The organism is Pseudomonas sp. S1_E05 (assembly GCF_056337105.1).
Map to the genome: position 1 here is coordinate 3,868,410 of NZ_JBFRHM010000001.1, position 12,417 is coordinate 3,880,826.

Consider the following 12,417-nt stretch of genomic DNA (forward strand, 5'->3'; position numbering starts at 1 on the left):
TGAAACACCAAAAACCGTAAGGGCAAATTGTAAAGAATGTAAATTCAATGCAAATAGTAACGTTTCGCAATTGATACAAAGACGCGTCTACCCTATATTTCGCGGCCTCAAATCCTTGGGGAAGGAAAATTCCGATGTCGCGCCAACAAGCACAATTACCTGTCAGCTCACCGCGTTTGCTCGCTTCTGCGATCGGCATGGCGCTGACCGCCGGCTCTGCGGGCCACATGGCGTTCGCTGCCGAGAAGACCGACGCAAAAGCGTCGAACGGCGCGATTGCCCTGGATGCCACATCCATCACTGGCGAAGCCCAGGACGCGACCAGTTACAACGTCGAAAAAGCCTCTTCGCCCAAGTACACCGCACCGCTGGTCGACACGCCGCGCTCGGTAACCGTCATCCCGCAACAAGTCCTCAAGGACACTGGCGCACTGAACATGCAGGACGCGTTGCGCACCGTTCCAGGTATCACCTTTGGTGCCGGTGAAGGTGGCAACCCACAGGGCGACCGTCCGTTCATCCGCGGCTTCGACGCCCAGGGCGACACCTACCTGGACGGCGTCCGCGACACCGGTTCGCAGAGCCGTGAGATCTTCGCCGTCGAATCCATCGAAGTCAGCAAAGGCCCGAACTCCGCCATTGGGGGTCGTGGTGCGGCTGGCGGCACGATCAACCTGGTGAGCAAGAAAGCCCACCTGGGCAACTCGCTGGATGGCGGTTTCACCTGGGGCTCCGACCAGACCCAGCGTTACACCTTCGATGGCAACTACCAGTTCACCGACAGCGCTGCTGGCCGTTTGAACCTGATGAGCCACGAGAGCAACGTCGCCGGTCGCGACCAGGTCGACTACGACCGTTGGGGCGTTGCGCCTTCCCTGGTGTTCGGCTTGGGCACCGACACCCGCGTCAACCTCGATTACTATCACCTGGAAAGTAATGACACGCCGGATTCGGGCATTCCGTATTCGATCCCGACGGCGGGTTCGGCAGCGCGTACCAAGGCCAATCCGGACAAGCCCTATGACGGTGGCGACAGCAGCAACTTCTACGGCCTGGCCGACCGCGATTTCCGCAAAGGCCGTACCGACACCGCGACCTTCGCCATCGAGCACGACCTGACTGACGCGCTGACCATCAAGAACACCCTGCGTCACGGCACCAGCATGCAGGACTACATCCTGACCCAGCCGGATGACAGCCAGGGCAACGTCAACCGTGGCACCGTCTGGCGCCGCGCCAACACCCGCGTCAGCAACACCGAGACCACCACCAACCAGACCGACCTGTTTGGTGACGTCTACATTGCCGGGTTCAAGAACAGTTTCTCCACTGGCCTTGAACTGTCGAACGAAGAATCGCAGAAGAGCAGCTATAACGTCGCCACCGCCACTGGCTTCACCGCCAACGGCGGCAGGACCACCGTCTGCCCTGTGGGCGCCTCGACCGGTTTCAACTGCACCTCGCTGGCCAATCCGAACCCGAACGATCCGTGGAACGGCGCCATCTCGCGCAACTACGCTGGCACCGACACCAAGGCCAACACCTACGCGCTGTACGTGTTCGACACCCTGGAATTGTCCGAGCAGTGGCTGGTCAACATGGGCCTGCGCTACGACCACTTCGACACCGAGTACAAGAGCTACAACGGCGCCGGCGCGACCACCTTCAAAGGTGACGACGTCAGCGAATTCGTGACCGGTCAGTTCGGCGTGGTCTACAAGCCAGCGCCAAATGGCAGCATCTACGCCTCTTATGCGACCTCTGCGACCCCACCGGGCGCCACCCTCGGCGAAGGCCAGGACGGCAACCCGTTGAGCGGTACGCCGGATCGCAGCGGCAACTTGCTGAGCAGCGACATGGAGCCGGAAACCACCAAGAACTACGAGATTGGTACCAAGTGGGACTTCTTCAATGATCGTCTGTCGCTGACCGCAGACGTGTTCCGCACCGAGAAGGAAAACGCCCGCGTCCAGGTCAACACCACGACCTACGAAAATGCCGGCAAGACCCGCGTGCAGGGCTTCGAACTGTCGGCCAGCGGCAAGCTCACCGACAAATGGCAAATCTTCGCAGGCTACGCCTTCATGGACAGCGAGCAAATTGACGGCGGTGATCTGCCGGCCAACAAGGCCAACAACGGCAATGAACTGCCGAACACGCCGAAGAACAGTGCCAGCCTGTGGACGACCTACCAGGTGACGCCGAAGCTGACCATCGGCGGCGGCGCCTTCTATGTCGACGACGTGTTTGGCAGTACCGCCAACACCACCATGGTTGATTCTTACGTTCGCTACGATGCGATGGCCGCCTACAAGCTGACCAAGAACATCGACCTGCAATTGAACGTGCAGAACCTGACCGACGAAACCTACTACGACAAGGCCTTCTCGACCCATTTCGCCAACCAGGCGGCCGGGCGTACGGCGCTGCTGAGTACCAATTTCCACTTCTAAAAAAACCGGACACTGCCCTGCCCCCTGTAGGAGCGAGCTTGCTCGCGATTGGACTCGAGAACGCTGCTGGGTGTCAGGCCCCCCGCGTGATCGTTGACCACCATCGTCGGAACGCCGCCCGGAGCATGCTCGCCCCTACAGGATGCGGGAAAAGCAGCCAAGCCCTGTTCATCCAGATGAACAGGGCTTTGTTGCGTGAAAACAATGTTTCTCGACAACCCACGGCTTCATAATGCGCGCCGTGATGATCACTTTCGAACGAACAAGGCGAGCGACGTGTTGAAGAAAACCCTGTTCCAGTTGCACTGGTTTTTTGGCATCAGTGCCGGACTGGTCCTGGCCCTGATGGGCATCACCGGGGCGCTGGTTTCGTTTCAGGATGAAATCCTGTACGCCATCAATCCTTCAGTGCTGCAGGTGCAAAAACAGGTTGCCGGCGTACTGCCGCCCGCCGAGCTGGTGGCGAAAGTCGAAGCGGCCACAGGGCTTAAAGTCGCGATGCTCTCGGTCAACATCGACAGCGACCTCGCCGCCCGTGCCTTCTTCACCCCGCCGCCGGGTGAGCGTCGCGGCCCCATGCGCATATTCGACCCTTACACCGGCGAACTGATGGGTGACGCCAGCGGGCAGCAATTCTTCGGCCTGATGCTGCAACTGCACCGCTTTCTCGCCATGGGTGAAAGCGGCCGGCAGATCACGGGCGCCTGTACCTTGATCCTGTTGTTCTTCTGCCTGTCCGGCTTGTACCTGCGCTGGCCTCGTCAGTGGAAAAGCTGGCGCGCCTGGCTGACCCTCGACTGGAAGAAAAAAGGTCGCAGCTTCAACTGGGACCTGCATTCGGTCGCGGGCACCTGGTGCCTGGTGTTTTACCTTTTCTCAGCCTTGACCGGGTTGTTCTGGTCCTACGAGTGGTACAGCAAGGGGCTGACGCAGTTGCTCTCCGATTCGCCGCAGAACGAGCGCGTGCGCAACCGGGGTCCAGCACCCGACGGCCCGGCGCCTGCCGCCGATTATTCGGCCATGTGGAGCAGCATCTACAGCGCCGCTGGGCCTGGTTTGAGCTTCTACAACACACGCATGCCGCCCGTGGCCGGGCAGCCGGCGACGGTGTTCTACCTGTTGAAAGACTCGCCCCATGACCGCGCCCTGAACCAGATCACCCTGGACCCGGCCACCGGCGTGATCAAGCGCCACGACCGTTACAGTGACAAGCGCCTCGGCGGGCAGCTGCTGACCAGTATCTATGCGCTGCACACCGGCAGTTACTTCGGCATCACCGGGCGCATCATCCTGACGATCAGTTCCCTGACCATGCCGCTGTTCTTCGTCACCGGGTTGTTGCTGTACCTGGACCGACGCCGCAAGAAACGCCAGATCAAGGACGCACGCCAGGGCCTGGCACAGCCCTCCGGCAACGCTCCGGCGTGGCTGATCGGTTTCGCCAGCCAGAGCGGGTTTGCCGAGCAACTGGCGTGGCAGACCGCCGGCCAGTTGCAGGCGGCCGGGGTGCCGGTGAACGTCCAGCCGCTGGCCAGCGTCAGCGAACAGGACTTGCAGGACTCCAGCAACGCGCTGTTCGTGGTCAGCACCTTTGGCGAGGGCGATGCGCCGGACAGCGCCCGCGGTTTCGAACGCAAAGTGCTGGGCCAGTCATTGAGTCTGGAGTGCTTGAACTACGCGGTACTGGGCCTCGGTGATCGCCAGTATCAGCACTTCTGCGGTTTCGCCCGTCGTCTGCACAACTGGCTGGGCGAGCATGGCGGCAAAAGCCTGTTCACCCCGGTGGAAGTCGACAGCGGCGACCCGTACGCCCTGCGTCACTGGCAGCAGCAACTGAGCCAACTGACCGGACAGGCCCCCGTCGACACCTGGCAGGCACCGAGCTACGACAACTGGACGCTGGTGCGCCGTGACCTGATGAACCCTGACAGCAGCGGCGCGCCGGTGTACCTGCTGGGCCTCAGCGCACCGAGCACCAGCAGTTGGCTGGCCGGTGACCTGGTGGAAGTGATGCCGCGCAATTGCCCGTGGGCCATCGAGCATTTCCTCGATGGCCTGGGAATCGACGGTCGCGCCAACGTGCACCTCGATGACCTGTCGCAGCCACTGGAGCAAGCACTGGCCACCCGCCAACTGCCGGAGAACCGCGCGCATCTGGTTGGCCTGCACGCCCAGGCGCTGGTCGACGCGCTGGTGCCCCTGGCCATGCGCGAATACTCCATCGCTTCAATTGCCGCCGACGGCGTGCTGGAACTGATCGTACGCCAGCAACTGCACACCGATGGCAGCCTGGGCATCGGCTCCGGCTGGCTGACCGAACACGCCCCCGTGGGCAGCAGCATCAGCCTGCGGGTGCGGCGTAACAGCGGTTTCCATCTGCCGGCCGAACCGGTACCGATGATTTTGCTGGGCAACGGCACGGGCCTGGCCGGCCTGCGCAGTTTGCTCAAGGCGCGGATCGCCGATGGGCAACAGCGCCACTGGCTATTGTTCGGGGAGCGCAACCGCGAGCACGATTTCCTGTGTCGCGACGAGTTGCAGGAGTGGCTGATTTCAGGCGACCTCGAACGCCTGGACCTGGCCTTCTCGCGTGATCAATCCGAGAAAGTCTACGTGCAGGACCTGTTGCGCCAGCGCGCCGACGAGCTGAAAAAATGGCTGGCCGACGGCGCGTCGATCTACATCTGCGGCAGCCTGGAAGGCATGGCCAGTGGCGTGGACCACGTGCTCAACGACCTGCTCGGCGCTGCCGAGGTCGAGCGGTTGATCGAACAGGGGCGGTATCGCCGAGACGTCTACTGACAGCGCGATCGCCATCGCGGGCAAGCCCGCTCCCACAGGATCGGCGGCGTTCACATGAATTGTTGCCGCCGCAAAACCACTGTGGGAGCGGGCTTGCCCGCGAAGGGGCCATCAAATACAGCATCATTGGCGACTGACACTCCGCCATCGCGGGCAAGCCCGCTCCTACAGGAGCGGCGGCGTTCACGTGAATTGTTGCCGCCGCAAAACCACTGTGGGAGCGGGCTTGCCCGCGAAGGGGCCATCAAATACAGCATCATTGGCGACTGACACTCCGCCATCGCGGACAAGCCCGCTCCTACAGAGGAACTGCGCCCATGATTCGGATTGTCAGGCGCTCACCGGTTCCACCGCCAACTCCGCCACTTCCGGGCGTTTGAGCAGCGCATACGCCACTGCCGTCAGCAGGCTTCCCGCGACTATTGCCAGCAGGTACAGCAGCGCATGGTTGATCGCATTGGGGATCGCCAGCACGAACAAACCGCCGTGTGGCGCCATCAGTTTGCAGCCGAAATACATCGACAACGCCCCAGTCAGCGCACCGCCGGCGATGCTGGCCGGGATCACGCGCAGCGGGTCCTTGGCGGCGAAGGGGATTGCGCCTTCGGAGATGAAACACAGCCCCAGCACCAACGCGGCTTTACCGGCTTCGCGCTCGGTCTGGGCGAACTTGCGGCGGGCGAGGAAGGTGGCAATTCCCAAGCCAATCGGCGGCACCATGCCGGCAGCCATGGTCGCGGCCATCGGTGCGTAGCTCTGCGAGGCCAGCAGCCCCACCGAAAAGGCGTACGCCGCCTTGTTGATCGGCCCGCCCAGGTCGACGCACATCATGCCGCCCAGCAACACGCCCAGCAGGATCGCGTTGGTGGTGCCCATGCTGTCGAGGAAATGCGTGAGCGCCGCGAGCATCCCGGCCACTGGCTTGCCGACCACGTAGATCATCACCAGCCCGGTGAACAGGCTGGCGAACAGTGGAATGATCAGGATCGGCTTCAGCGCTTCGAGGCTCTGCGGCAATGCCACGTAACGACTGATCGCCTTGGCCGCGTAACCGGCGATGAAACCGGCAATGATCCCGCCGATAAACCCGGCACCCAGCGTGCTCGCCAGCAAGCCACCGATCATCCCCGGCGCCAGGCCTGGACGGTCGGCAATCGAATAGGCGATGTAACCCGCCAGCAACGGCACCATCAACTTGAACGCGGTCTCGCCGCCGATCTGCATCAGCGCAGCAGCCAGCGTGCCCTCTTCCTTGAACGCGGTGATGCCGAACACAAACGACAACGCAATCATCAGCCCGCCCGCCACCACCATCGGCAACATGAACGACACGCCGGTGAGCAGGTGCTTGTAGACGCCGCTCTTTTCCTGCTTGGCGGGTGCCTTGGCCCCGGCCGCCGCACTTTCCTGCTCGCCTTCGGCCAGTGCCTTGTTCAGGGTCGACTCGGCATGTTTCAAAGCGATACCAGTGCCACAGCGATAAATCTTCTTGCCGGCAAAACGCTCGGTGGCCACTTCAATGTCGCAGGCCAGCAACACCACATCGGCCTCGGCAATCGCCTGGGCGCTGAGTGGGTTGCGAGCGCCGACCGAGCCCTGGGTTTCGATCTGCAAGTCATAGCCCAAACGTTTCGCTGCACTCTGCAACGCCTCGGCGGCCATGAAAGTGTGGGCAACACCGGTCGGGCAAGCGGTGATCGCCACCAAACGCGGAATGCTCTTGGTGACGGGGGCGGGTTCGCTGCCGGCTTCGGGCACCACACAGACTTGAGCCTCCTGCGCACCGCGTCGCAACACCGCCTCGACATCCTGCAACGCTTGCGCAGGGGTACTCTGGAACACGCGTTTGCCGACGAATCGCGAGAGGTCTACCGGCGCGCTGGTCACCAGCAGCACCCACTCGGCCGCCTCGATGGTGGCCGCCGACAACTGTCGCTCGGGATGCGCCGCGTCCATCACTTCGACGCTGGTGCTCCAGCCCTGGCGCTGCGCCGCAGCATCGAGCAGACGAGCGCACAGCACACTGGTGACCATACCGTTCGGGCAGGCCGTAACAATGGCTAACTTCATGACATACCCTCTTATTGTTCTGTCAGGGGACGCACGCGTACGCCCTGTTCGAGCTGCGCCAACTGCGCCGCATCGCCAATGCCGTAACCGATCTGCGTCACCGCCATCGCGGCAATCGCCGTGGCCGTGCGCAGGGTTTGCTCGGGCGTATCGGCACTGAGCAGACCGTGGAGCACACCAGCAAGCAGCGAATCCCCGGCACCCACCGTGCTGACGACGCTGACCTTGGGCGGCGTGGCGTGCAGTGCCGTGCCGACACTGAACCAGTTCACGCCGTCGGCACCGTGGGAAACCACCACGTGCTCGATGCCCTGGGCGTGCAGGCGGGTCGCGACATCCGCCTGGGCGGCCACCGAGATCACCTCGCAGCCGAGCACCTCGGCCAACTCTTCGGTATTGGGTTTGATCAACCACGGCCCGGCCTTGAGCGCCGCTCGCAACGCATCGCCACTGGTGTCCAGCGCCACTTTCAACCCCATCGTTTTCAACCCCAGCACCACCCCCTGGAACCACTCTGGAGTGACCCCCAGAGGCAAGCTGCCGGCCACCACCACCGCATCATGCCCGGGGGCAATCTGTTCAAGACGATCGAGCAGCGCTTGCTGGGCCGTCTCACTGACCCTGGGCCCCGGGCCGTTGACATCGGTGATGCGACCATCACGTTCGGCGATCTTGATGTTGCTTCGGGTTTCGCCGGGCACACGGATGAACGCGTCCACGAAGCCCCGTTTGGCGAACAGGCTTTCGAATGCCTGGAGATTGTCTTCCCCAATAAACCCGCAGACGGTGAGTTCATGTCCCAGGTCAGCCAACACCTGCGCCACGTTCAGGCCTTTGCCGGCCGCATGGGTGTGCATGTCGTCGCTGCGGTTGACCTGACCGGCCTCGAGCCGTGGCAACTGCACCGTCAGGTCCAGCGCCGGGTTGAGGGTCAGGGTGAGAATCCGGGCCATTACAGGGCCTCCACGAGTGTACGGACTTCATTCGCGCTGCCCACGGCCAGCGCCTGGGTGGCGAGGGTTTGCGCCTGATTCAGGCTGAGTTCGCGCACGCGCGCTTTAACCTCAGCAATGCTGCGTCCGGAGACGCTGAGTTCATCGACGCCCAGACCGACCAGCACCGGCACCGCCAGCGGGTCTGCCGCCAGCTCGCCGCACACGCCGACCCATTTGCCATGGGCATGGGCCGCGCGCACGGTGATGTCGATCAGTTGCAACACCGCCGGATGCAAGCCGTCAGCCTGGGCCGACAAAGTCGGATGACCACGGTCGATGGCCAGGGTGTATTGGGTCAGGTCGTTGGTGCCGATGCTGAAGAAGTCGACTTCCCTGGCCAGTACCGGCGCGAGCAGCGCTGCCGACGGTACTTCGATCATGATCCCCAATTGCAGGTCTGCCACCGGAATTTCCAGGCGCAGCCGTTCGGTCATGTCCCGCGCCTGGCGCCACTCTTCGACGCTGCCGACCATCGGGAACATGATACGCAACGGACGATTGTCGGCGGCACGCAACAATGCGCGCAGTTGCGCTTCCATGATCTGCGGGCGCTGTAGGGTCAGGCGTACACCCCGCACGCCGAGGAAGGGGTTTTCTTCCTTGGCGATCGGCCAGTAAGGCAACGGCTTATCGCCGCCGACATCGAGGGTGCGTACCACCAATGGGCGACCGGCCAGGCCATCGAGGACACGACGGTATTCAGCTTCCTGGGTCGCTTCGTCCGGTGCCTGCGGGTGGGCCATGAAAATCAGTTCGGTGCGCAACAGGCCAACACCTTCGGCGCCCTGCTCCACCGCGCTGCTGACACCGGCACTTTCACCGATATTGGCAAACACCTCGACCGCGTGGCCGTCGGTGGTCAGCGCCGGTTGATGACGTTGTTCAGCGGCCGCCTTCAAGCGTTGCTCGCGGCTGTCGCGCTCTTGTGTGGCGCGCTGCAAGGTCGCGGCGTCGGCCTCCACGTGCAGGCGACCGCGCTGGCCATCGAGCAGCAGGGGCGTGCCCGGCGCCAACAGCAATACCGCCGCACCCGCACCGACCAGCGCCGGGATGCCCAGTGCGCGAGCGACAATGGCGCTGTGAGCGGTGGCGCCGCCCCGGGCAGTGAGAATGCCAGCAACCCGGGCGGGATCCAGGCGCGCCACGTCGGACGGCCCCACTTCGTCCATCACCAGAATGTATGGCTGATCCGGCTCGCTCGGAGTCTGGATGCCGCACAGTTGTGCCAGCACACGACGACCGATGTCGCGCAAGTCCGCCGCGCGCTCGGCCAGCAGCGCGTCCTGCAACGATTCCTGTTGCTTGGCCGCCGCTTCGATCACGGTCATCCAGGCGGCTTCGGCACTTTCACCTTGCTTGAGACGGGTCTCGACCTCGTCGGTCAATTCAGGGTCGTCGAGCATTTCCTGGTGGGTGACAAAAATCTCGCGAATCGCCTTGGACTGGCTGCGTTCGATCAAGCCGGCGATGTCCTGCCGCACTTGCGCCAACGCCTGTTGCAGCCGCTGGCGCTCAACAGCGGCGGACTCACCCCGCAGCGGATAATCGATGGCTTGCAGCACCTGGATATGTGCCGGGCCAATGGCGATGCCCGGCGCCGCCGGGATGGCCCGGACCACGCTACCGGCCACCGGAGCGAGCAACACTTCGGCAACCTCGACCTCAGGCTGCTGGCTCACAGCCGGCAGCGGTTCGACCTCTTCACCCAGGCCTTCCTCGATGGCCGCCAACAGTGCAGGCAATGCATCCGCGGCGATGTTCGGCTGAGCGATCAATTCCAGCACCTGACCGCGACGGGCGCCGAGGCCGAGCAACTTGCTCAGGCTCTTCACCGATACGGCGCTGTCGTGCCCGTCGACCAGGCGTACGCGGATTTCGCCGTCAAAGCTCTTCGCCAGTTGCGCGAGGATCTTCGCCGGACGCGCGTGCAAGCCGTGGGCATTGGCCAGGGCAATGCGCGCGCTCGGCCAGTCCGCCGGCAACTCGCCGCCCAGCACTTCGAGGACCTTGCGGCAACTGGTGGCGCGGCCCAGTTCATGGCCACGGCCTTCGATCAGTAGCGCACACAGCCGCTCGAGCAGGGCCTGGTGTGCTTCGCCCAGACTGGCCAGGCAGAACAGACCGTTGAGCGGCTGGCCGAGATAACGCAGGGGCTTGTCCGGTGTGACGAAGGCCAGGCCCGGTCGCTTGACCGTTTGCTCACTGTGCAGCCACCACAGGCCATCGCCCAGGGGCAGCGCTTCGACTTGCTGCAACACCGCAGAAAACCCGCTGCTGACGCAATCGGCCTGACGTAACAGACGAGCGCCGCGCCAGACCAGTTCCTCGAAGTCCTCGGCCGGCACACCCAGGCCGATCATCTGTGCGTCCAGCGCCAGCTCCTGTGGCGCGCCTTGCAGCAGTTTCAACAGGGCTTGAGCAGAAGTGGCGCGACGCAGGGCCTGACCCAGATCGGTCTCACCGAGGGCACGGGTCAACAATTGCAGGAGGCGTAGATGTTCGTCGGACTTGGCCGCGATGCCGATGGCCAGGTAGACCATCTGGCCGTCGCCCCAATCCACACCTTCGGGGAACTGCATCAACCGTACGCCGGTGGAAAACACCTGGTCGCGGGTTTGCGGGGTGCCGTGGGGAATGGCAATGCCTTGGCCAAGAAACGTCGAGCCCTGGGCCTCACGTGCCTGCAGACCGGCGAGATACCCGTCGGCCACCAGGCCATCGGTCACCAGGTGGCCGGCCAGTTGCTCCAGCGCCGAAGACTTGTCCACGGCTGATTGGCCCATGGAAATCTGCTCTATCGTGAGCTCGAGCATGCGTTCTCCTTTTTGGCACCTCGGGGCGCCAGGTATTGTTTTGAATGAGTCAGCTTAAGCGCTTGGTCGCAACTTTTGGCGGTTTCGCGGCAGAACCGGCCAAATGCAACTAATGCGCAGAAAATACGCTTGCTGAAACGTTTAATCTAGTATGTTTGGCACGTTACTCGATTATGCGGTCTCGTTGAAGCACAACCTGTCGGATACGTTGCGACAAAAGCTGCATGCCCGAATCGGGTAGGATTGGCAAAAATGTCGGGCATGCTCGAAAAAAAAGGAAATCCCGGTTTGAAACTCAGTGATATCGCGCAGTTGGCCGGTGTGTCCGTTACCACCGCCAGTTATGTCATCAACGGCAAGGCTGAGCAGCAACGTATCAGCAGCGCCACCGTCGAGCGTGTACGGGCGGTCGTCGAGGCCCACGGCTTTACCCCCAATCCACAGGCAGCCGGGCTGCGCAGCCGGCATACCCGCACCTTGGGTTTCATCCTGCCGGACCTGGAAAACCCCAGTTATGCGCGCATTGCCAAATTGCTCGAACAAGGGGCGCGGGCGCGGGGCTATCAGTTGCTGATTGCCAGCTCCGACGATGAGCCCGAGAGCGAGCGCCAATTGCTGCAATTGTTCCGCGCCCGTCGGTGCGATGCGCTGATCGTCGCCAGTTGCCTGCCGTCCGATGACGACAGTTATCGCCAATTGCAGGCCAAGGGTATTCCGATCATCGCCATCGACCGGGTCATGGCATCTGACGATTTCTGCTCGGTGATCAGCGACGATCGCGAGGCCAGCCTGCATTTGACCCGCAGCCTGCTCGACCCATTGCCCCGGCAGATCGCGCTGATCGGTGCGCGACCGGAGCTGAGCATCAGCCAGGAGCGGGCGGCGGGCTTCAAGGAGGCACTGACCGGTTTCGAAGGCGAAATCCTGATCGAGCAGGGGGAATCGTTCAGCCGCGATTGCGGCCAGCAGTTGATGGAAGAACTGCTCCAGCGCCTGGGGCATTTACCGGATGCGCTGGTGACCACCTCCTACGTGCTGCTGCAAGGCGTGTTCGATGCCTTGCATGACTTCCCGCTCAAAACCCGTCCGCTGCGCCTTGGCACCTTTGGCGACACGCAGTTGCTGGACTTCCTGCCGCTGCCGGTCAATGCCATGGCCCAGCAGCATCAATTGATCGCCGACAAAGCGTTGCAACTAGCCCTGGCCGCCATCGAGCAGTCCGATTACCAGCCGGGCGTACATGCCATTGCGCGAACCTTCAAGCAGCGTATTCGCCAGGATTGA

At 62.9% G+C, this 12,417-nt stretch carries 6 protein-coding genes; 3 read left to right on the forward strand and 3 right to left on the reverse strand.

The window, feature by feature from the left end:
• Nucleotides 1-134: 134 nt before the first annotated feature.
• Together AB4N33_RS17985 and AB4N33_RS17990 are read left to right on the forward strand one after the other, a co-directional pair.
• The gene (locus tag AB4N33_RS17985; protein ID WP_476457903.1) at nucleotides 135-2,453 is read left to right on the forward strand and encodes a TonB-dependent receptor; all 2,319 of its coding nucleotides are present in this window, start codon (nucleotides 135-137) and stop codon (nucleotides 2,451-2,453) included.
• A 276-nt stretch (nucleotides 2,454-2,729) separates the two neighbouring features.
• Nucleotides 2,730-5,255: a PepSY domain-containing protein gene (locus AB4N33_RS17990; protein WP_476457904.1), complete on the forward strand. Its 2,526-nt coding sequence runs from the start codon at nucleotides 2,730-2,732 to the stop codon at nucleotides 5,253-5,255.
• 330 nt (nucleotides 5,256-5,585) lie between these two features.
• Here the strand turns inward: AB4N33_RS17990 and AB4N33_RS17995 are convergent, their stop codons facing one another.
• Genes AB4N33_RS17995 through ptsP form a run of 3 tightly spaced genes read right to left on the reverse strand, consistent with a single transcriptional unit; the run spans nucleotide 5,586 to nucleotide 11,133 of the window.
• Nucleotides 5,586-7,325 carry a PTS fructose-like transporter subunit IIB gene (locus AB4N33_RS17995; RefSeq protein ID WP_476457905.1) on the reverse strand — a complete coding sequence of 580 codons (1,740 nt, stop codon included), beginning with the start codon at nucleotides 7,323-7,325 and terminating at the stop codon, nucleotides 5,586-5,588.
• Nucleotides 7,326-7,336: 11 nt separating this feature from the next.
• On the reverse strand, nucleotides 7,337-8,278 hold the full coding sequence (gene pfkB, locus AB4N33_RS18000; RefSeq protein WP_476457906.1) for a 1-phosphofructokinase: 942 nt from the start codon (nucleotides 8,276-8,278) through the stop codon (nucleotides 7,337-7,339).
• Nucleotides 8,278-11,133 carry a phosphoenolpyruvate--protein phosphotransferase gene (gene ptsP, locus AB4N33_RS18005; protein ID WP_476457907.1) on the reverse strand — a complete coding sequence of 952 codons (2,856 nt, stop codon included), beginning with the start codon at nucleotides 11,131-11,133 and terminating at the stop codon, nucleotides 8,278-8,280. The genes pfkB and ptsP overlap by 1 nt, the downstream gene beginning before the upstream one ends.
• A gap of 288 nt (nucleotides 11,134-11,421) precedes the next feature.
• Between ptsP and cra the strand changes: the two genes are divergently transcribed.
• Nucleotides 11,422-12,417, forward strand: a complete 996-nt coding sequence (gene cra / locus AB4N33_RS18010) for a catabolite repressor/activator (RefSeq protein ID WP_460118212.1) — start codon at nucleotides 11,422-11,424, stop codon at nucleotides 12,415-12,417.

Excerpts from the sequence above, each read along its gene's own strand:
- ptsP (WP_476457907.1), bottom strand. The coding sequence starts at position 11,133 with ATGCTCGAGCTCACGATAGAGCAGATTTCCATGGGCCAATCAGCCGTG.
- AB4N33_RS17985 (WP_476457903.1), top strand. The coding sequence starts at position 135 with ATGTCGCGCCAACAAGCACAATTACCTGTCAGCTCACCGCGTTTGCTC.
- pfkB (WP_476457906.1), bottom strand. The coding sequence starts at position 8,278 with ATGGCCCGGATTCTCACCCTGACCCTCAACCCGGCGCTGGACCTGACG.
- AB4N33_RS17995 (WP_476457905.1), bottom strand. The coding sequence starts at position 7,325 with ATGAAGTTAGCCATTGTTACGGCCTGCCCGAACGGTATGGTCACCAGT.